Source organism: Asprobacillus argus (assembly GCF_032248395.1).
GTDB classification, from domain to species: Bacteria; Bacteroidota; Bacteroidia; order Flavobacteriales; family Flavobacteriaceae; genus Polaribacter; species Polaribacter argus.
Genome location: NZ_JAVTTO010000001.1, coordinates 436,933 through 459,223, shown reverse-complemented (window position 1 = coordinate 459,223; position 22,291 = coordinate 436,933). Strand labels below are relative to the sequence as shown.

Genomic DNA, 22,291 nt, shown 5'->3' with positions numbered 1-22,291 from the left:
AAGTTACTTTCGTTTCCCTTCATCATCAAAATGCTGTTTGATTTCTTGTTCTGTTTTGTAGATACATACAATTACAGTAAAGAATAGCAATGCCATAGGAACCCAACTCGTCATCATCTCAGGATTCAAATATGCAAGTAGCAAGGCTACTATAAAACTAGCCAGGGCATAAGAAATAAGCGTTTTATTGAAAACACGATTAGCAGAATCCCAAATATCCTGATTCAACATTGATTTATGGGTTCTGTAACCATAAAAACGATTGATCTTCTTTGGTGGAAAGTAGTTAAAAATAATACTGATTAATAACAGCAATCCGTTTACGGATAGTACATATAAATAGTGTTCTGGCATCTTATAATTTTTTGGGTCTCATGAGTCCTTCTTGCGCAACGGAGGCTACCAATTTTCCGTCACGGGTAAATATATTTCCTGTGGCTAATCCTCTTGCTCCGGAAGTACTGGGAGAAGCGGCAGAAAACAGCATCCAGTCATCAAAATTGAAATCTCTCGAAAACCACATAGAATGATCCAGGCTAGCCATTTGCGTATTTCCATAATTGGCTTTACTGGCATTTGGTTTTAAAGCGGCATTTAAAATGTTATAATCAGAAATATAGGTTAATATTTGTTGCTTTAGGGGCAGATCTAAAGTACCTGCGTTCCCTTTTAATTTAAACCAAACATCTTCTGTTGCGGGAAGATCTTTCTGATTTAAAGGATCTACCATTTCTACTGGTTTAAAATAAACGGGTCGTTCAATACTTAAGAAATCTTTCATTTGCCTTGGCAATAAATGATGAAACTTTTCTAGCATATCATTCCAGCTTAATAACTCTTCAGGCTGCTTAATATTCCTTTTAATGGCTACTTGATGTTCATGTCCATTTTCAATTTTATGAAAAGACGCGGCCATAATAAATATGGTAATATTATCCTGTACAGCTGTTACTCGACGTGTAGAAAAACTGCCTCCGTTTCGCATTTCTCTCACTTGATATGAAATAGGTTTAGATAAGTTGCCCGGTTCTAAAAAATAAGAATGCAAAGAATGTACGATACGATCGTTAGAAATGCTTTTGTAAGCTGCATGAAGCGCTTGAGCAAGCACTTGACCTCCAAAAACATTAGGGCTACCGATGGTTTTACTTACTCCACTAAAAACATTATCTCCTTTATCTTCTAGTGTAAGGATATCTATAAGATCATGAATTGTTTTCATTGGCAATGACTACTTTTTTGAATGGATATTTTTGATTAAACCTCGTAGGTTGAATATTCATCAAAAATAACTTTAAAAGTTTATTCGTAATAGATTTTTTGTGACGAATATAAACTGTTAAGTCTTGAGGTGTTGCACCCACAGAGCTTTTTATTTCACTTGCTGTTCTTGCAAAGTTCAAAACACTTAATTTTTTGTCAATGGCAATAGTTATATAATCATAGAGCATCCTTTGATATACAGCATATTTTCTATTATACTGATAATCTATTCCTACAAAATGAGCATCTAAGGAGTCATTATTTATAATTCCAGACATGAACCCCACCATTTTATCATCCAAGCAGTACGCTTTTAAAATATAGCTACCATTAAACCTTGTAATAAAATCTCGATAGGTGTTTAGATTAAAGTCACCCAGAGTAAAATCTGCTCTAGACACCACTTTTTTATACAGCGCAGTCATTTTAGGTAGTAGTTCTTCAATATTTTCTTGGGTAATATCCTCAATACGAATACTACTACTTTGTTTAAATGCCTTTCGAGCTTTTACACGAAACTTTGTTTTAAGAGCAGCCAAATAATCATCGAAAGTTTGCCAATCTTCTTTTAACGAAAGCATCATGTTGGGTTCGACTTGAATAGGATAATAGTTAAAATCTAAGAGTTCATCAGTAATAAAAAGAGATTCTTTGATGAAATCTTTTAAAATAAAAACCGCAATTTCTTTATCTGAATTATCATTGGCGAAATGCTGAATGGCCTTTCCGAGTTGCTTAATTGTTTTGTTTTTGTCAATTCCTTTTCTGATAAATATGCCATGCTCTCCACTCACAAAAACGTTTCCACTCATGAGAAATTTCAAAGGCTTTTCCTTAGGGAGAATTCGTATTTTACGAGCAACAGCGGTCACTTTCCGCAATAATTTTTCAAGGTCGTTCTTTATAGAATCGACGTCAAAATCTATAATCTGAAGCATGGAGAAAGCAATGGCTTCCTCGGTTTCATTCAATAAAACAATATAGGAGAACTCTATTTGAGGATTGTTTGTCTCTAAAGATAGAAGGTAATCTCTATGAAAATAGATATTGTCTTCACATCCTAATTGCTGCCATATCTCGTCAGTAATTTCAGTGATGCTTGAGAAGGTCAGCGTATTATGATGGCTTTTGCAGATCAAAAAATAAGTTTGGTTTAAAGATAAGGAAATGTATAGATAGAAGTATGTTAAAAATAAATTAAGCTTATTTTTATTTATTCTAAATAAATGATTATTTTTGCATCGAAAATCTAGTTAAGTGATTGTTTTCTATCAACAAAAGAGTAAGGTTAAGACACTACCAGTAACAATTAAAAATTGTTGTGATACACCTTGTATAGTGCCTAAATCCAAATGTTGTCAGAAGTACAAAAAGAAAGGTGTCAATTGCAAGAGGTGTCCTAAACTAGTAGAAGAACTCTCCTTTCAAAAAGTATCCTAATTATTTTAAAGAGGTTGATAATTATCATATTTCAATCCAACGCATATTTATAATTTTACGTTGAATAATTTAAAGAGCAATAATTATGCATGTACCCTTAGTTTCATGGATCAACGGAACCATTATGATAGGTGTTTTTGCACTAGTTGTTATAGGACTAGTGGTTGCAGTATTCCTTCTAATGAATAGCGATAAAAAAGCTTAAAAGTAAACTACTATTTAAAAGCGTTTAAACCAGTAACGTCTAATCCCGTAATGAGTAGATGAATGTCATGCGTACCTTCGTAGGTGATCACACTTTCAAGGTTCATAGAATGACGCATGATTGAATATTCACCGGTAATACCCATACCTCCTAGCATTTGTCTTGCTTCACGAGCGATATTGATAGCCATATCAACATTATTTCTCTTGGCCATAGAAATCTGTGCAGAGGTAGCTCTACCTTCATTTCGTAAAACACCTAAACGCCAAGTTAGCAATTGTGCCTTGGTAATTTCCGTGATCATTTCGGCTAACTTCTTTTGTTGTAATTGGAATTGACCAATAGGTTTTCCAAACTGTAAGCGCTCTTTACTATAGCGTAATGCTGTATCATAACAATCCATGGCAGCACCAATAGCTCCCCAGGCAATACCATATCTTGCAGAATCTAAACAACCTAATGGAGCGCCTAACCCTGATTTATTAGGTAATAAATTCTCTTTAGGAACCTTTACATTATCAAAAATTAACTCACCCGTAGCAGAAGCTCTTAAGGACCACTTATTATGTGTTTCAGGTGTAGAGAATCCTTCCATACCTCTTTCTACGATCAAGCCATGAATTCTACCTTCTTCATTTTTTGCCCATACCACGGCCACTTGTGCAAAAGGAGCATTAGAGATCCACATCTTAGCACCATTCAAAAGGTAATGGTCGCCCATATCTTTAAAATTAGTTACCATTCCGCTTGGGTTAGATCCGTGATCTGGTTCTGTCAATCCGAAACAACCCATCCACTCGCCACTAGCTAATTTTGGCAAGTATTTATTGCGTTGTTCTTCATTCCCATATTTCCAAATAGGATACATTACCAAAGAAGATTGTACGGACGCAGTAGAACGGACTCCAGAGTCGCCACGTTCTATTTCTTGCATGATCAAACCATATGAAATTTGATCTAATCCAGCACCACCATATTCTTCAGGGATGTAAGGGCCAAAAGCACCAATTTCTGCAAGACCTCCAATAATTTGTGTTGGAAATTCTGCTTTTTGCGCATAATCTTCAATAATTGGAGAAACTTCTCTTTTTACCCACTCTCTTGAAGCATCTCTTACGAGTTTGTGTTCTTCGGTAAGTAATTCATCTATTTGGTAATAATCAGGAGCTTGAAATAAATCTGGTTTCATTAATTTATGGTATAAATTTTCGTCAAAAATAATAATTAATATGATTAATAAGCACTACTTTTCAGTAAGTTTGTAAGTATGAAGTTTACGCTGGGTAAAGCAGAGCGATTAAAAAGCAAAAAATTAATAGAGCGATTATTTGAAGAAGGGTCTTCTTTAAAAGTATACCCTTTTAAACTAGTCTACTTAAAAACCCCTCACACATCAGACTTTCCTGTCCAAGCTGCATTTTCTGTTCCTAAAAGAAGGTTTAAGAAAGCAGTAGATAGAAATAGAATTAAAAGATTATTAAGAGAAGCGTATAGGCTGGAAAAACAAATTGTTTATGAAGGGGTTAACGATTCTTTTGTTTTTATGATTACCTTTATTGGTAAGGAAGAACCTACGTTTGTGAATGTTAAAAAAGACATACACAAGCTATTAAATGTATTTGTTGAAGAGTTAAAAAGCGAGACATGAAAAAAAGCATAAAAAAATATTCGATATTAGTTGTTCTACTAGTATCCATCGGAATCTCATTTTCTTTTAGATCTGATTTTTTCGAAGTTGCAAAACAAATAGAGATTTATAATACACTTTTCAAAGAATTGAATATGTATTATGTAGACGAGATTAATCCAGCTGAATTTACCAATAAAGCCATTAAAAATACGCTTAAAGATTTGGACCCATATACAAATTACTATAACGAACAAGATGTAGAAGAGGCAAAAATCAAAAGAGAAGGAGAGTATGCAGGTGTCGGAGTTGCTGTGTATTATGATAAAACCGGGATTACACTAGCAGAAATCTACAAAGGGTATTCGGCGGACAAAGCGGGATTGAAAGCTGGAGATATTATTACAAAAGTAGATGGAGAGCCTTTGCAGAATATGGAAAGAGAACAGCTCTCAGAGTTTTTAAAAGGAACACCAAATAGTTCTGTTAGTGTTGAAATATCACGGGAGGGGAAGACTTTTACGACAACATTGACCAGAGAAAAAGTGTCGGTGAATCCAGTTGCTTTTTACGATTTGATAGATGAGGAGACGGGTTATATCGTATTAACAAGATTTAGTAATAAAGCATCTGCGGAAGTAAAGAAGGCATTTAAAGCTCTTAAGAAAAAAGGAATGAAAAAGCTGGTTTTTGATCTTAGAGGTAACCCAGGGGGGTCGCTTTTAGAGGCGATCAATATTTCTAATTTCTTTTTACCTAAAGGAAGTACTATTGTCTCAACAAAAGCCAAAGTTAAAAAGTGGAGTAACACGTATAGAGCAACAAATAATCCTTTAGATCTAGATATGCCAATTACTGTATTAGTAGATGGAAGTTCCGCTTCGGCATCTGAAATAGTAAGCGGTGCACTCCAAGATTATGATAGAGCAGTGATCTTAGGGGAGCGTTCTTTTGGAAAAGGATTGGTGCAACGCTATAGAAATTTGAATTATGGGACCCAATTAAAAGTGACTATTTCTAAATACTATACACCTAGTGGTAGATGTATCCAAGAACTAGACTATGCGAATAGAGATACGAATGGAAAGGTTCCGAAATTTTCAGATGGAGGGGTAAATAAATTTACTACTCAAAACGGAAGAACTGTATATGATGGAGGAGGCGTTATGCCAGATGTTTCATTAAAGATATCTAAGAAGACAGACGAAACAAAAAAATTACTGAGATCTCGAGCGGTTTTCAATTTTACAACAGACTATTTTTATCAAAACAAAGAAATTTCTGATGTGACGAAATTCCGTTTTTCAGATGCAGATTTCAAGAGTTTCGAGCAGTATTTATTGAAAGATACCACATTCGTAACCAAGCAGGAAAAATCGTTTAAAGAAGCCATGAAAACCGTTAAAGATGTAAAAATGGTAAGTCAAGAGTATAAAAAAATACAGCAAAAATTAAAGAAGGATAAGATCAACAAGATTTCTATAAATGAAGATATCCTAAAGGTGCTGCTACAAGAAGAAGTAGTCTCTAGATATTATTATGAAGAAGGAGTTTATCAAAACAAATTGAAAAATGATATTGCTATTATAGAGGCAACGCGGCTTTTAAAGGATATTGATAAGTACAATAATATCCTAGTTAAAAAATAACTCAAGACGAAATTAGTATCTTAGCGCCGAAAAATACTATATGGCACAAAACAAATATAAAGAAAGAACAAGAGCTCAGGAATCTACTAATGCAATAGAAAGATTATATATTTCTATGCGTCACTTATTTAGCCGAGGTTTCTATAAACCAATGGGAGTCTCAGGAGAAGCATTACGCAAGTCCTTGTTACTCTTAAGACCGGAAATATATGGTTCCATAGCGGAAGATAAAGTTGAATTGAACGGATTGATTTATGTTATTGAGAGATTGCCGGAAGGAATAGAAGAATGTCAGTTTATTAATTTGACAGCTGATGAAGGGTATGCCACTTCTCATTTTAAACCGATCATTCCGCCTAAAAGAAGACGTAATTGTTACCGAATAGATAAAGATCAAATGAATATTGAGATCACAAGAGGAAGGTCTGAGATCTACGATATACTAACACATATCACCTTTTTATTTATTGAATCTCATAAAATAAAAGACAAAGTTCTTATAAATGATCGAGGAGATTGTATTCGAGAGTGGCAAAATTTAGAAGAAATTGTTTTATATAACAAAGAACTAACTCAGAAAGAAAGAGAAATTGCTACTGTTCATTTGGGGAGCATATTAGGAAGAACATACAATGAGGTATGCGATATTCATCAAACTTTTTCAAGTAAAGATAATCCAGATCGATTCTTTCAATTAATATATTGGTTAGGGAAACTGGCTATCAATGAGGTTTGTCATATTAAAAAGAGGGTGGTAACTTTCAGTTCTGTATTGAACGAGCAAATTGGCCATCATATTTATGGAGAAATTTGGGCCAATAATATAAAGAAGACACTTTTAGAGCATAATCTGCTGGATAAGCCTGTTCATATCATCAGTGCTAATATGCACAGTGTATTGAATTCTATTTACGCGAAAGGAGCACTTCCAAATGAAGCTAAGGAACATCAAGGCTTTTCATTGTTCGAGTTACTAAGTAATGAACAAAGTCAACCCTTGCAAAAAGCGGTAAAAAATTACGCTTCAGAAAATGGATTGATCTATTTAAAAGACACTTCAGGAACGAATATTAATGTTCAGATAATAGATACAAGTAAAATCAATTTTGATACTTCAGAATACAATAAAGTGCATTCCATCGAGCAAGATGCTGTAATTATTGTTATGGATTATGCATTCGGTGAGCAAGCTTATGAAACCATGGATGAACTGTTAAAACCGTATAAGACAGAAGCAGAGACCGTACATTTAGATGTTGAATCTGTTTCTATTATGGGTAAAGCAGGAATTTTAGAAGGAGGCAAAGGAGATATTATGATTCCTTCTTCGCATATCTTTGAAGGAACAGCAGATAACTATCCGTTTAAAAATGAATTATCCAAGGAAGATTTAGAAGGTTTTGGAGTTCAGTCTTTTGATGGAGCGATGGTAACTGTTTTAGGAACTTCTTTACAAAATAAAGATATCTTAAAGTTTTTCCACGATTCTACTTGGAATGTTATCGGTTTAGAGATGGAAGGAGCACATTATCAAAAAGCAATTCAGTCTGCCTCTAAAATTAGAGGGAATATATCAGAAAATGTAAAAGTAAGATACGCGTATTACGCATCGGATAACCCTTTAGAAACAGGCGCAACATTAGCCTCTGGAGGTTTAGGGATGTCTGGAGTTACACCAACATATGCGATTACGCACAAGATACTAGAACAGATTTTTTAGAGTTATATAGTAAAATTAACCAATCAGTATGTCAACAAAACAACATAATAGCGAAGAGGAAGTAGATTTAGGATCTTTGTTCCAGGTAATAGGAAAAGGATTTTCAAGGTTTTTAAATTTTGTCGTAAGCATATTCAAAGGAATATTTCATTTCCTTATTATAGTATTACTTTTCTTTAGAAAACACGCAATTATAATAATAATTTCGGGAGTCGTCTTAGGAGCTGTCGGGTATTTTCTAGATAGTAGTAAAACAATTATTTATGAGTCAAAGATGTTGGTAAAACCGAACTTTAACAGCACGAAACAACTATATAGTAATATAAAATTTTACAATGACCTAGTGGGTCAAGAGGAGTACGAATTGCTTACAGGAACATTTAACATAAGCGACGAAGAAGCAAGATCATTGCGAGGGTTTTCGATAAAACCTATTAAAAATGAAAATGACATTGTTAGCGGTTATAATGAGTTGCTCGCTTCAGTAGATACTATTTCACTTAGGAACTATAAGATAACTGAATTTAAAGAAGCTTTTACTAATCATGATTATAAAGTCCATGAAATAAAGGTAAGATCTACTCAAAATAAAATCTTTACCAAGTTTGATGCTGCCATTTTATCTTCAATTATAAACAATGAATACTTCAAAAAGTTAAAGGAGTCAGAGAACACTAATCTTGATAGAAGTTATAATCTTTATCAGAAAAACTTAAAAGACGCTGATACTTTGAGAAAGGTGTATATGAAAGCACTTCTAGATGAGGCCAAAAAACCTACTCAGGGGACTTCTATAGATATGGGAAGTAGAGGAAATCAAAATAATGAAATTCAACTCTTCTCAATAAGTAGAAATTTAAACTCTAACTTATCTAAAATTAATGAAGATAAAGCGCATAAAACCGAAATAGTAAATGTTATTTCTAGTTTTCAAAAAATCGGCTCGAAAGAGCAAGGACTTTTGAAGAACAAGATGCTGGTACTTGGCGCTATTGGAATTTTAGGAACAATTCTGGTTCTATTGTTGAAAGAATTAAATGGCTTTTTAAATAATTATAAAAAGTAGCTTGATGCGCACAATCTTAGTTACAGGTGGAGCCGGATTTATTGGCGCTAATTTTATTCCTTATTATTTAGAGAATAATACAGATGTAGAAATTGTAAATATTGATGCACTCACCTACGCTGGAGATCTTCAAAACTTAAAAGAGATAGAAAACCACGATAGATATAAGTTTGTTAAAGGGGATATTTGCGATAGGGGTTTGTTGGAAGAGCTATTTTTAACTTACAATTTTAAGGGGGTTATTCATTTTGCAGCAGAATCTCACGTTGATAATTCGATTAAAAACCCTGATGCATTTGTAAGAACGAATGTTTTTGGAACATTTAATTTATTAGATGTGGCTAAAAAGCATTGGATGGATGGTCCTAGCTTGTATAAGAAAGAGTTTATAGAAGCAAGATTTCATCATATATCCACAGACGAAGTATATGGTACGTTAGGAGAAGAAGGTTTGTTTACGGAAAACACACCATATGCCCCGAATAGTCCATATAGCGCATCGAAAGCTTCTTCAGATTTTTTTGTAAGAAGTTATTTCCATACATACGGAATGCAAGTAGTTACAACTAATTGTTCAAACAATTACGGCCCAAAGCAGCATGATGAAAAATTGATTCCAACCATTATTAGAAAAGCGATTGCTGGAGAAGCTATACCCATCTATGGTGATGGTCAGAACATTAGAGACTGGCTATATGTATTAGACCATTGCAAAGGAATTGAACTAGTCTATGAAAAGGGTATAAGTGGAGAAACGTATAATATCGGAGGAAGAAATGAAAGAAAGAATTTATATATTGCTCATACAATTTGTGAATTGTTAGATGAAATGAAGCCAAAATCGACCTCGTACAAAGAGCAAATTGATTTTGTAAAAGATCGCCCAGGCCATGATTTTAGATATGCTATAGACGCTACGAAAATTGAAAAAGATTTAGGGTGGGAGGCCGAAGAAAATTTTGAATCAGGAATACAGAAAACCATTACGTGGTATCTTAATAAATATGAGTAATTGATGAAAGGAATAGTTTTAGCAGGAGGGTCAGGGACGAGGTTGCATCCACTTACACTATCAGTAAGTAAGCAATTAATGCCTGTATACGATAAACCTATGATCTATTACCCGATTTCTACACTCATTTCGGCTGGTATTAATGAAATATTAATTATTTCTACACCTCAAGATCTTCCATTGTTTAAAAAATTACTAGGAAATGGCACTCAAATAGGATGCACGTTTGAATATGCTGTACAAGAGCACCCGAATGGGTTAGCTGAAGCTTTTGTTATAGGAGAAAAATTTATAGGAAGTGATAAAGTCGCCTTGATCTTAGGAGACAATATTTTTTATGGTACAGGGCTAGCAGATCTTTTGAAAGCGAATAATGATCCTGAAGGAGGAATTATTTATGCATATCATGTACAAGATCCAGAAAGATATGGAGTAGTTGATTTTGACGAAGAAGGAAAGGCGATTTCCATAGAGGAAAAGCCAGAAAGCCCTAAGTCAAACTTCGCTGTTCCTGGAATTTACTTTTATGATAATTCCGTAGTGGAAATAGCAAAAAATATTGCACCAAGTAATAGAGGTGAGTTGGAGATTACAGATATTAACAAAGAATATCTGAAAAGAGGTGACTTAAAGGTTAGTATTCTTGACAGAGGTACCGCCTGGTTAGACACAGGAACGTTTCATTCTTTAATGCAAGCATCTAATTTTGTGCAAGTGATCGAGGAAAGGCAAGGATTAAAGGTGGGATCTATAGAAGTGGCTGCATTTCGAAGTGGATTTATTAGTAAAGATGAATTAATTGCATTAGCACAACCTTTGCTTAAAAGCGGTTATGGTAAAAATCTATTAGATTTATAATGAAATTGACAGAAACACATTTAGAAGGATGTTTCATTATTGAACCAACTGTATTTGGCGACGACAGAGGTAATTTTTTCGAAAGCTTTAATGCGCAAAAATTTCAAGAGCTTACTGGCTTAAACTTGGTCTTTGTTCAGGATAACCAATCTTTTTCACAACGAGGTGTATTAAGAGGATTACACTTTCAGCAAGGGAATTATGCACAAGCAAAATTGGTTCGAGTAATCAAAGGAAAAGTATTAGATGTTGCCGTGGATATAAGACCCGAATCAAATACATTTGGACAGGCTTTCTCTATTGAATTATCAGGAGAGAACAATAAGCAACTATTTGTTCCGAGAGGATTTGCTCATGGTTTTTCCGTTCTTGAAAACGATACTATCTTTGCATACAAGTGCGACAATTATTATAACAAAGAGTCTGAAAGCGGGATAATATTCAACGACCCTAGTTTAAATATTGATTGGAGGTTAAATGAAAATGAAGTGCTACTTTCGGATAAAGATAAAGAATTAAAAAGTTTGAAAGAACTTATATAAAAATTGAACTATGTTAGATTTAAACGGGAAATCAATATTAATTACTGGAGGTACAGGTTCATTTGGAAAAATGTTTACCAAGCTTATTTTTGAGAGATATCCAAATGTAAAGCGTTTAGTTATTTTCTCTAGAGATGAGCAAAAACACTACCAAATGTCTATGGACTTCCCAGAAGACACCTATAAGAATATTCGCTATTTTATTGGAGATGTTAGAGACAGGAAAAGACTAATACGTGCTTTGGAAGGCATAGATATTGTAATTCATGCGGCAGCAATGAAACATGTTCACATTGCAGAGTATAACCCAATGGAATGCGTAAAAACAAATATACTCGGAGCTGAGAATGTTATTGAAGCGGCGTTCAGCACGGGAGTAAGGAGTGTGGTGGCTCTTTCGACAGATAAAGCCGCTGCTCCGATCAATCTTTACGGAGCAACAAAATTAGCCTCCGATAAGTTATTCGTTGCAGCAAATAATATCAAAGGAAAAAGAGATATTAAGTTTTCGGTTGTACGTTATGGAAATGTAATGGGCTCCAATGGCTCGGTAATGCCTTTTTTCTTGAAAAAGAAAGAAGAGGGAATATTGCCTATTACACACAAAGACATGACACGTTTTAATATTAGCCTGGAAGACGGCTGTGAAATGGTTTTTAACGCTATTGAAAATGCCTTTGGAGGGGAGATATTTGTCCCAAAGATACCGTCTTACAAGATTACTGATGTGGCCACCGCTATTGCTCCGGAGTGTGAACAGAAAATTGTAGGGATTAGGCCGGGAGAAAAATTACACGAAGAAATGATTACCTCGTCTGATTCATTAAACACCTATGATCTTGGAAAGTACTATGCTATCATTCCGACCAAACCAGTATTTGATGTTAATGAGTTTATGTCTACATTCAATGCTAAAAAGGTTGACGAAGGGTTTAGCTATAATTCCAGCGAAAATGAAGAGTGGGAAACTATAGAAAGTTTAAGAGCGCTCATTAAAAAACATGTTGATGCTAATTTTTCTTTATGATGAAACCAATTCCATATGGCAGACAACATATAGATCAAAAAGATATTGATGCAGTAACACAAACGCTTACTGCAGACTTTCTTACTCAGGGCCCTAAGGTAAAGGAGTTTGAAACAAAATTTGCTGATTACGTAGGAGCAAAATATGCAGTGGCTGTAAGTAATGCCACAGCAGGTTTGCATATAGCCGTTTTAGCACTGGATTTAAAAGAAGGAGAACGGGTAATTACTACGCCCATTACATTTGCAGCGTCTGCAAATTGTGTAAGATATGCGCAAGGAGAAGTGTGGTTCGCAGATATTGATAAGAATACGTATGTATTGTCTGTTGAAAGTGTTAGAGAATTAATTGAAAGTAAGCCCAAAGGTTTTTTTAAGGGGATTATACCAGTTGATTTTGCTGGATTGCCAGTTAACCTTGAGGAGTTTCGAAAATTAGCAGATGAACATGATCTGTGGATTGTCGAGGATGCTTGTCATGCTCCCGGAGGCTATTTTACAGACGGTAAAGGGGTAATTCAAAAATGTGGAAATGGCAATTTTGCAGAGATAAGTGTATTTTCATTTCACCCAGTAAAACATATTGCTTGCGGAGAAGGAGGGATGCTAACCACGAACTCGGAAGAATTGTACAACAAGCTAACGCTACTAAGAACACATGGAATCACTAAGGAGAATATGTCAAAAAATGATGGTGGCTGGTTTTATGAAATGCAACAACTTGGATTTAATTATAGATTAACTGACTTCCAAAGTGCTTTAGGAATTACACAACTCGCAAAAAATGATCAAGGATTAGAAAGAAGAAACCAGATAGCCAATAGGTATAAGGAAGCATTTAAAGATCTAATAGCGTATCAAAGTTTACCCAAAGGAAGCTTTAATGCTCATCATTTATTTGTAATTGAGGTTGAAAATAGAAAAAGATTATATGATTTCTTAAGAGAAAATAAAATCTTTGCACAGATACACTACATTCCAATACATACATTGCCATATTATAAAAAAATAGGGTATTTTGAAGCTGACTTATCTGCTTCGGAGAAGTATTATTCTAGGTGTATTAGTTTACCAATGTATCCAAGTCTTACTGATCAAGAACAGGAATTTGTTATAGAAAAAGTAGTATCTTTCATTCGTGACTAAATTAGCAATTATACCAGCAAGAGGAGGAAGTAAGAGAATACTAAGAAAAAACATTCGATCTTTTCTAAACAAGCCAATAATAGTGTATTCAATCGAAGCAGCACTAAAGAGTAATTTGTTCGATGAAGTAATGGTGTCTACCGATGATGATGAAATTGCTAGTATCGCAAGGGCTCATGGAGCGAAAGTGCCCTTTCAAAGAAGCGCAAAAAATGCTGATGATGTTGCGGTACTTGCAGATGTTGTTGAAGAGGTATTACTAACATATGAAAAAGAAGGACTTTCTTTCGAAAGTGTCTGTTGTATTTTACCAACGGCACCTTTTGTATCTGCTACTTTACTCGAAAGATCCTATGAAAAATTACACACGGATAATTTTGATAGTATTTTCCCGATAATGGAATTTTCATTTCCCATCCAGCGCTCATTGAAAAAAGTTGACGACAAAATTCACATGGTATGGGAAGAACATATGAACTCCCGTTCTCAAGATCTTGATACTAGATATCATGACGCTGGACAGTTTTATTGGTTAAAAGTATCGACATTTTTAAATGAGAAAAAACTGTTTATGAAAAATTCAGGAGGCATTGTGATTTCTGAGTTGGAAGCTCAGGATATAGACTCTGAAACTGATTGGAAATTAGCAGAGCTCAAGTACAAACTAATGATCAATGAAAAAAACAATACTATTTAGAGCTGATGGAAATGCTAGCTCAGGACTTGGTCATTTATACAGACTTTTTAGTTTGGTAGAAATTGTCCGAGGAAAGTACGATTTCGTTTTTATTACAAAAGAAAATAGCGCACTGTCTGTTTTCCCGAAAACAATTTCAACCTTTTTAGTTCCAAATTCGATTTCAATTGAAGAAGAAATTCAATGGCTAAAGGAAAATTTTTCCTCAAAAAATTGTATAATCATTGCAGATGGTTACCAATTTACTTCAGCATATCAGCAAACGGGAAAGGAGGAAGGATTTTCAGTAATGTATATAGATGATTTGGCGCAAATTCGCATGTTTGCAGACGTTGTGGTGAACCACTCTCCAGGGCTTACTCCTGAAAACTATAAAAAACAAAGTACAACTAAACTTGCATTAGGGCCCGATTATGCCTTGTTACGTCCAACATTTCTCCAACTAGCAGAAACCACAAGAATTATTTCTAAGATAGATACTGTTTTCATTTGTTTTGGAGGAGCAGATCCATATAATTTAACGGCAAAAGCCCTCGAAGCGAGTCTTAATGTTGAAAATATTAAGACGATTCATGTCGTATTAGGAGGAGCATATGAACATAGTAATATGTACGCTTCTAAAAAAGGATATAAGAAAGAAGTGTGTATTCATAGAAATCTATCAGAAGCCGAGATGGCCAAGGTTATGCTAAATTCGAATGTCGCCATAGTCCCATCGAGTACGATTTTGTATGAGCTGTGTTGTGCAAAGATGCCTATTTTATCAGGGTATTTTGTAGACAACCAAGAACGGATTTATAATGGATTTTTAAAAGAGAAGGCAATTTTCGGGCTAGGAAATATTAAAGATTTTTCGACTGAAGATTTTAAGATTGCTTTGACCTCGATCATTGGTAAGTCTAATTTTGAAGATCTAATGGTAGCGCAAAACAAATTATTTGATAGTAAAATAAAGGAAAGGTATTTAGAATTAATTGAAGGGTTATGTTGAAGATAGGAGTTTTATGTAGCGGAAATCTAGGGCTAGAAATTGTAGAAAAAATTGAACGGAACTATGATGTTCTATGTGTGCTAACTGACAAGAATTCTGAGGGAATTATAGCCTATTCTAAAAAGAGAAAAATCCCACATTTTATCGGAAATCCTAGAAAAAATAAAGGATATGCGTTTATCAAAGAATTTGCCATTGACGTGTTGATCTCTGTAAACTATTTGTTTTTAATAGAACAGGACATTATAAATCACCCTACAAGATTAGCTTTTAACATTCATGGATCTTTATTGCCAAAATATAGAGGAAGAACTCCACATGTTTGGGCAATTATCAACGGAGAAAGTAAAGCTGGAATTACAGCTCATATAATAGATTCAGGTTGCGATACCGGAAATATTATAGAACAGATTGAAATACCTATAGAAAAAGAGGATACAGGAGGAAGAATGCTAGAAAAGTACACTCAGGCCTATTTCCCCATTATTACCAAAGTGTTAGAAAGTATCCAACATCATCAACTTAATACAAGAAAACAAGATGAAAAAAAGGCGACCTATTTTGGTAAAAGAACTCCTAATGATGGCCAAATAAACTGGAACTGGAAATCGGAGAGAATTCGTAATTGGGTGCGAGCACAAGCGTATCCTTACCCAGGAGCATTTACTTTTTATAAAGACCAGAAAATAATTATTGATAAAGTCCTTTTGGATCGTAGAACATTTTCTGACGATCTAGAAAATGGTCAGATTGTTGAAACCTTTCCAAAATTGATTGTAAAAACAATGGATGGCGGAGTATTAATAGAAAGTATGCGAACAAAAAGTATTACTTTCGATATTGGAAATAAGTTTGACAATGAAAATTGAAAATAGAAATATTGGTGAAGGATATCCTTGTTTTATAATAGCAGAATTATCAGCAAATCACGGAGGTGATATTGATATTGCCATAGAAACTATCAAGGCTGCGAAAAGAGCTGGGGCAGATGCAATAAAACTTCAAACATATACAGCTGATACGCTGACAATTGATAGCGATAAGGACCATTTTAAGATAGATAAAGGAACGTTATGGGACGGTAAGACACTTTACGAATTATATGAAGAGGCTTATACTCCTTGGGAATGGCATCAAAAACTTTTTGATGTAGCCAAAGACGAAGGATTAATTTGCTTCTCTTCTCCATTTGATTTTTCGGCGGTAGATTTTTTAGAATCGCTAAATGTTCCTGCCTATAAAATAGCTTCTTTTGAGATTCAAGATATTCCTTTAATAGAATATACAGCGTCTAAAGGAAAACCCATTATAATTTCCACTGGGATTGCCAAAGAAGAAGACATAGCACTGGCAGTTCAGACGTGCAGAAATACAGGAAACAATGATATTACACTTTTAAAATGTACATCTTCTTACCCTGCACCATTAGAACTTGCAAACCTCAAGACGATTGAAGACCTTAAAGAGCGGTTTCAAACAGAAGTAGGTTTTAGTGATCATACATATGGGTGGTTAGCCCCGTCAATTGCTGTGAGTTTGGGGGCTAAAATTATTGAAAAACATTTTATCCTTAATAAATCAATAGAAAGCGCCGACGCAGACTTCTCTTTAGATGAAGGCGAGTTTAAAGAAATGGTATCCAAAGTAAGAGATGCGGAAAAGTTATTAGGAAAAGTGTCTTATGAATTATCAGAAAAGGTTCAAAAGAATAAAAAATTTGCTCGATCCTTGTTTGTTGTTAAAGATGGAAAAAAGGGGGAAACTATTACTGAAGACCATATTAGATCTATAAGACCTGGATATGGATTGCATCCCAAACATTATAAAGAGGTATTGGGTAAAAAGTTTACAAAAGATGTAGAAAGGGGAGACCCTTTATCTCTTAACATGATTGATCAATCTTAGATGATTTCTAAAAGTATATTGAATATAATATTCAGAGGGCTCACTTTAATCTCAAAGTTCGCTTTTGTTTTCTTTTTAGGAAAGTACTCTATAGACGAATATGACTTGGGAGAATTCGGTATAATTACAACTTCAATCTCTCTTATAATATATTTGATAGGGTTCGATTATTATGTTTATAATACCAGAGAGATTATAAAATCTAAAAATGTTATTTCTAACGTTAGGAACCAATTCTATTTTCATCTATTGCTTTATGTTTTATTGCTTCCTATTGCTTTAGCTGTAATTTTTGGCTTTGATTTTGTAGGATTCAAGTATTTTTGGATTTTTCTGTTGTTGATTTTTTCAGAGCATTTAGGACAAGAGTTGTTTAGATTATTTACAACATTAGAAAAATCGGCTATAGCAAACATGCTCTTTTTTATTAAATCAGGACTGTGGGTTTGGGTTGCCTTATTTGATTATTTTATTCTTAAAAACGAAATAGACCTAACTAGGTATATAATAATGTGGGCAATTTTTTCGTGGGGATCGATGCTACTATCCGTTATATATCTTAAAAGAACAATAGCAATTAAAGCATTTAAGTTTTATAAACCGAATTACAGCTTGATTATAATGGGGGCTAAAAACTCAGGGATTTTTTTTATAAGCTCTATGTCTTTTTTAATAATTCAGTTTTCAGATCGATATATGATTGATTTTTATCATGGGAAAAAAATGGTAGGTGTGTATTCCATGTATTCTCAATTTATAAATGCTATAGATGTATTTGTGTTTAGCGCTATTATAATGGTTATGTACCCAAGATTGATTAAACTGTTTTCCGTTAAAGAGGAATACAAAAAACTGTACAAAAAGTTCATCACGTATGTACTGTGCGCCGCGGCACTACTTATTTTGATGAGCTGGCTGATAGCACCATTTATATTTGAATTTTTAGAAAAACCGTCTTTTTTGGAATATTTAGAAACCTATAACCTTCTTTTGTTAGGTGTGTTTTTTCTTTTATGGTCATATGTGTATCATTACGATCTATATATAAAAAAGAAAGACGTATTATTGTTAAAAATATCACTGATTGCTATGGTGACAAATGTGACTCTAAATCTATTTCTGATACCGGATAAAGGTATTTTTGGAGCATCTATCGCAACAATGATATCGTTTTTTGTAATGTTTATACTTAAATTAGCTTATAGCAAACGAAAGATTTATGATAGTATTTGATTTAATTAATGATGAAGCGCCTTTGTTTGTTGCAGCAATAAAAGAGTTGCCGAGATTTAAAAATAAGCCGAATGACTTTGTTTTCATTACTGAAGGGAATAGATGGAAAAAAGAGGTAGAAGGACTGTCATGTAGAAATAGACTTCATTTTTTTGATAAACTAGAAAAGGAAGATGTTAATTTAGATGAAGAATTAAAACGAATATCTAATGAGTATGATAATTTTAATATGTACGCATCAGATAGATATTTAATTCAAAAGGATAGGTTTTTTCAAAAGAAGATGCTAGTCTACACATATTTGTTTTTTGAAGATCTTTTTAGTAAAAATGTAACCCATTATTTTACTACCGGAATAGCATATACCTATAATTTGATCTCATTTCAAGTTAGCAAGAAGTTCAATGTAAGACATGTTTCCTTTTATGGAATACGATTTAGGAACAGAACTGCTATTTCTTTAGACCAAAAGAACACGTTTAACGAAGTTCGCGATTGGTATAAAGGATTTACGCTGGGAAAAATTAAAGATGAGATGTACGAGCCTATAAATCATTTTTTAACAAGACCTACTCAGCCTGGTTATATGAAAAATGCGATCAACTCGTCTAAACTTGAGTTTGTTTTTATAAAAGAGTTTTTCATTAGGTTTAAGAGGTATTACTTTTCTAATAAACATCGATTTGACCTATTTTCAAGGAATCCATTTGAATTGAGTAGTTTTAAGATAAAGAAGATTTTTAATGCTAAAAGAATAGATTTTTCACACAAAAGAGTTTTCGATCAAGTAAAAAAAGAAGACAAATATTTTTTATTTCCCTTGCATATGCAGCCAGAGGCCAGTACGTTAATATTAGCTCCTTTTTATGTAAATCAAAAAGACTGTATAGTAAATATCAGCAAGTTAATTCCACCAGATACGTATTTATATGTAAAAGAACACAAAAGTGCATTGGGGCAACATTCATTAAAGTTTTATAAAGAATTAAAAAGACACCCAAATATAAAGGTGATATCTTATCGTGAAAATATGTTCGAACTAATACATAATTCTTTAGGTACAATTAACCTATCCAGTACAGTAGGGTTAGAATCGTTAATGATTAAAAAACCTACAGTGTTATTGGGAGATGTTTTTTACAATGATTCAGGTTTGACGTTTAAAGTAGATTCATTTAAAGAGCTGGAAAAAGTATTGAATGAAGTAAATAATGAAGGCTTTTCTTTGGATACTACCTTCGAAAATTATAATGAGAAATTGGCTTTTTATATAGATGCGTTGTTAAAAAAATCATACCCTTTTGAATTTAATGTCGCAAAAATGGATACGAAGGCAAAAGTGCTTACTCCTACCAACATAAAAGAATTTTCTAAATGTTTAGAATCATTGATTTCTTAATATGATAGTTGCTTTTTTAGCATATATTACTTTTAATTATCTACTAGGTGCGAAGAAGATAATTAACCTTTGTTCAATTACTTTGTTCTATATTATGATGGGCATCTATATAGGAGAGAGTTCAATATTGTATAGTGCTAAATGGGTAAGGTTTGAAGATGTAAAATATGTCAATAGAAGTATTTTGTATCTAAAAATAGGATTTTATATATGTATCTTAATATTTTCGATTTTACCATTCTATTTTAAAGAATATAACCTCAAGAAATCACTAAACAATAAGGTGAAGAATTTGTTTGTAGCGGATGTTTCGTGGGTCTTGATTATTTTGCTATCTGTTCCTTTATACTTGGTTTTTATAAATATCTATATCCCAGTATTCGAGGATAGAACATTTATTTCAAAATATTTTCAAGATCGATTAGCAGACTTTATACCGTATAGACCATTTTATACACTGTCAATTAATGCATTGTCTACTATTTTATTTTTGCAGATAAACTATTTTCTTTTTTCATTCAAAAGAGTGTCATTTACAAAACTTTTGATAAATAAGAAGTTTTTAAAAATGTTTTTTTTAACAGGGACCCTGTTTTTTACTGCTAAAAGAGGACAGTTGTATTACCCTCTTTTTATATCTATTGTGGCATACTTGATATATAAAAGACATCTTGTAAAGCTCGTATTCACAAGCTCTTTTTTAGTAATACTTGTAGGGTTGTCCAGAAATTTTTCTGAAATTGTTAAGGGCGAACTTTCATTAGAGCATACTTTAATGACCTTATCTACATCTTTCTTTGTTTCTGTGAGGGAGCTCACAAGAGTGCTGTTTTTCTTTAACGAAGGTGAACACGCTTATCTATTTGGGAAGACATATGTAGCTGGCGTGTTTAGTTTTATTCCTACCAAAATAAATTCTCTAAAGGCAAATTATAACTATATGAGATATACTTCCATTATTTCAGATCAGAATCCGGATGAATTTGGAGGGATGAGATCCACTTATATTGGTGAGGCGTTTGTCAATTTTGGGTTTGTTGGAATTATTTTAGTACCCATATTATTTGCAATTTTTGTATATATAATTCATATTCTAATTAAGAAATATGCACTCAATAATTTCATTTATTATGTGATGGTGTTTTGGATTTTTAAAATGTTAGTGATGCCGTTTTACGAAAATGGAAGTTCTATGATTTTATTCTTTTTAATTACTGTTGCCTTTATGATTATTTGTGGATTAAGAATTGTGATTAGGAATAAAAGGAGTATTTTGAAAATCTCTTTTTTACATAAGCAAGATGAGAAGGATTAGCGCATTAAATATAGATGAGTTTTTAATAGGAATGGTGCTGTTCTCATTGCCAATTTCTATCAGAATAAACTCGGTTATAACAATTATAGCTGCTACATATTTTCTTATAAAGATGGTTAAAAATAGAGCTTTTAAGTATCTCCTAGTCTTTTATGTTTCTATTTCTTTTTTCTTAGCGCAGTTCATCTCCTATGTGATAAGTAATGACCATCAAAAGGCAGAAGTCAAACTTGTCTTATATAGCACTTTTTTACTTTTTCCAATAATGTTTTCATACTTGTCTTTCAAGAAAATAAAGCTCAATGAAGGAAGAGTTTTTAAGTATTTATTCTATGGCGTTGTTGTCATTTTGATATATGGAATAATGCGTTTTTTGTATGATATTATTTTTCTGAGCGAAAGATATGATTATGGAAGAGCAGTGGCTTTATTGTTAAAGTATATTCCCCACCATGCATATATGTCTATGCTCATTCTTATAAGTATTTATGCTACTATTATGGATAGATTAGAGCGTAATCGTAATGGGAGGGAAATATTTATAGTGCCGATTTTGTATCTCTTTTTAATACTATTGAGTTCTAGAATGGCAATTTTGACTGGAGTGGTTATTTTGCCCATGTTTCTTTTTTTCAAGATCAGAAAAAAAGGCTATAAGAAGAAATTTATTTGGACAGGATTATTTGCGTTGGTTATACTCATTGCTATTGGGTTTACAAATGATTTTGTAAGAGATAAAATTCTATATAGCTATTATGAAATTATGGATATAGCTACAAAAGACAAGCCGTTTTTTGGCGTTTCATTCAGGCAAAAAGTATGGGGTACGGCTTATACGCTGATTACAGAATCTCCCTTATGGGGTTATGGAATTGGCGATATTCAAGAAATATTAAATACTAATTATTCTGATAAAGAAGTAGTAGGGTTAAATGCGCATAACCAATACCTACAATTAGCACTCCATCATGGGGTCTTTATTTTTTTAATTTTAATAATATTACTTGCCAAAGTAATAAAGAAATGTTTGGACAATAAAAGAAACCTTATATTGTTTTCTTGGACTGTAATATTGTTCTTCTGTCTCACTGAAAGTATATTGAATAGACAATGGGGAGTAGTGTTATTTGCATTTGTGTTGAACTATTCTATTTATCTTAATAAGATTGCATTAAAGAACCAGAAAATATAATCTAG

General features: G+C 33.3%; 21 protein-coding genes. 17 read left to right on the top strand and 4 right to left on the bottom strand.

Translation table 11 applies throughout. The features are described 5' to 3' along the window. Nucleotides 1-3 precede the first annotated feature (3 nt). The 4 genes from RQM59_RS02025 to RQM59_RS02010 all read right to left on the bottom strand — a co-directional run bounded on the left by RQM59_RS02025 (nt 4) and on the right by RQM59_RS02010 (nt 4,097). Entirely contained in the window at nt 4-354 is a 351-nt protein-coding gene (locus tag RQM59_RS02025) for an SdpI family protein (RefSeq protein WP_349240388.1), read from the bottom strand. A 1-nt stretch (nt 355) separates the two neighbouring features. Beyond that, a complete protein-coding gene (locus RQM59_RS02020) occupies nt 356-1,222 on the bottom strand; it encodes an acyl-CoA thioesterase (protein ID WP_349240387.1) in 867 nt (288 codons plus the stop codon). Next, entirely contained in the window at nt 1,206-2,402 is a 1,197-nt protein-coding gene (locus tag RQM59_RS02015; RefSeq protein WP_349240386.1) for a GNAT family N-acetyltransferase, read from the bottom strand. The genes RQM59_RS02020 and RQM59_RS02015 overlap by 17 nt, the downstream gene beginning before the upstream one ends. Nucleotides 2,403-2,918: 516 nt before the next feature. After that, nucleotides 2,919-4,097, bottom strand: a complete 1,179-nt coding sequence (locus RQM59_RS02010; protein ID WP_349240385.1) for an acyl-CoA dehydrogenase family protein — start codon at nt 4,095-4,097, stop codon at nt 2,919-2,921. 78 nt (nt 4,098-4,175) lie between these two features. On the opposite strand from RQM59_RS02010, the gene rnpA reads away from it, so the two are divergent. The 17 genes from rnpA (at nt 4,176) to RQM59_RS01925 (ending at nt 22,286) form a co-directional block, all read left to right on the top strand. After that, a complete protein-coding gene (gene rnpA, locus RQM59_RS02005) occupies nt 4,176-4,556 on the top strand; it encodes a ribonuclease P protein component (RefSeq protein ID WP_349240384.1) in 381 nt (126 codons plus the stop codon). Next, on the top strand, nt 4,553-6,184 hold the full coding sequence (locus RQM59_RS02000; protein ID WP_349240383.1) for a S41 family peptidase: 1,632 nt from the start codon (nt 4,553-4,555) through the stop codon (nt 6,182-6,184). The genes rnpA and RQM59_RS02000 overlap by 4 nt, the downstream gene beginning before the upstream one ends. Nucleotides 6,185-6,224: 40 nt before the next feature. Then, entirely contained in the window at nt 6,225-7,904 is a 1,680-nt protein-coding gene (locus tag RQM59_RS01995) for a DUF6909 family protein (RefSeq protein WP_349240382.1), read from the top strand. 28 nt (nt 7,905-7,932) lie between these two features. Next, nucleotides 7,933-8,970, top strand: coding sequence for a hypothetical protein (locus tag RQM59_RS01990; protein ID WP_349240381.1), 1,038 nt, complete (start codon nt 7,933-7,935; stop codon nt 8,968-8,970). Between the two features lie 4 nt (nt 8,971-8,974). Continuing rightward, a complete protein-coding gene (rfbB, locus tag RQM59_RS01985) occupies nt 8,975-9,982 on the top strand; it encodes a dTDP-glucose 4,6-dehydratase (protein ID WP_349240380.1) in 1,008 nt (335 codons plus the stop codon). A gap of 3 nt (nt 9,983-9,985) precedes the next feature. Continuing rightward, nucleotides 9,986-10,840 (top strand): glucose-1-phosphate thymidylyltransferase RfbA, encoded by an 855-nt coding sequence (rfbA, locus tag RQM59_RS01980; protein WP_349240379.1) that lies wholly within the window; start codon nt 9,986-9,988, stop codon nt 10,838-10,840. Further along, complete coding sequence (gene rfbC, locus RQM59_RS01975) at nt 10,840-11,382, top strand: dTDP-4-dehydrorhamnose 3,5-epimerase (protein ID WP_349240378.1); 543 nt, start codon at nt 10,840-10,842, stop codon at nt 11,380-11,382. The genes rfbA and rfbC overlap by 1 nt, the downstream gene beginning before the upstream one ends. Before the next feature lie 10 nt (nt 11,383-11,392). Continuing rightward, a complete protein-coding gene (gene pseB, locus RQM59_RS01970) occupies nt 11,393-12,409 on the top strand; it encodes a UDP-N-acetylglucosamine 4,6-dehydratase (inverting) (protein WP_349240377.1) in 1,017 nt (338 codons plus the stop codon). Further along, nucleotides 12,406-13,554: a UDP-4-amino-4,6-dideoxy-N-acetyl-beta-L-altrosamine transaminase gene (gene pseC, locus RQM59_RS01965; protein ID WP_349240376.1), complete on the top strand. Its 1,149-nt coding sequence runs from the start codon at nt 12,406-12,408 to the stop codon at nt 13,552-13,554. The genes pseB and pseC overlap by 4 nt, the downstream gene beginning before the upstream one ends. After that, entirely contained in the window at nt 13,547-14,251 is a 705-nt protein-coding gene (gene pseF / locus RQM59_RS01960; protein ID WP_349240375.1) for a pseudaminic acid cytidylyltransferase, read from the top strand. Before pseC ends, pseF begins: the two co-directional genes overlap by 8 nt. Further along, nucleotides 14,229-15,242 (top strand): UDP-2,4-diacetamido-2,4,6-trideoxy-beta-L-altropyranose hydrolase, encoded by a 1,014-nt coding sequence (gene pseG, locus RQM59_RS01955; RefSeq protein WP_349240374.1) that lies wholly within the window; start codon nt 14,229-14,231, stop codon nt 15,240-15,242. The genes pseF and pseG overlap by 23 nt, the downstream gene beginning before the upstream one ends. Further along, the gene (locus RQM59_RS01950) at nt 15,236-16,111 is read left to right on the top strand and encodes a methionyl-tRNA formyltransferase (protein ID WP_349240373.1); all 876 of its coding nucleotides are present in this window, start codon (nt 15,236-15,238) and stop codon (nt 16,109-16,111) included. Before pseG ends, RQM59_RS01950 begins: the two co-directional genes overlap by 7 nt. After that, nucleotides 16,101-17,147: a pseudaminic acid synthase gene (gene pseI / locus RQM59_RS01945; RefSeq protein WP_349240372.1), complete on the top strand. Its 1,047-nt coding sequence runs from the start codon at nt 16,101-16,103 to the stop codon at nt 17,145-17,147. The genes RQM59_RS01950 and pseI overlap by 11 nt, the downstream gene beginning before the upstream one ends. Then, complete coding sequence (locus RQM59_RS01940) at nt 17,148-18,380, top strand: lipopolysaccharide biosynthesis protein (protein WP_349240371.1); 1,233 nt, start codon at nt 17,148-17,150, stop codon at nt 18,378-18,380. After that, the gene (locus RQM59_RS01935; protein ID WP_349240370.1) at nt 18,367-19,779 is read left to right on the top strand and encodes a capsular polysaccharide export protein, LipB/KpsS family; all 1,413 of its coding nucleotides are present in this window, start codon (nt 18,367-18,369) and stop codon (nt 19,777-19,779) included. The genes RQM59_RS01940 and RQM59_RS01935 overlap by 14 nt, the downstream gene beginning before the upstream one ends. A gap of 283 nt (nt 19,780-20,062) precedes the next feature. Further along, nucleotides 20,063-21,094, top strand: coding sequence for an O-antigen polymerase (locus RQM59_RS01930; RefSeq protein ID WP_349240369.1), 1,032 nt, complete (start codon nt 20,063-20,065; stop codon nt 21,092-21,094). Beyond that, complete coding sequence (locus RQM59_RS01925) at nt 21,081-22,286, top strand: O-antigen ligase family protein (protein ID WP_349240368.1); 1,206 nt, start codon at nt 21,081-21,083, stop codon at nt 22,284-22,286. Before RQM59_RS01930 ends, RQM59_RS01925 begins: the two co-directional genes overlap by 14 nt. Nucleotides 22,287-22,291 lie beyond the last annotated feature (5 nt).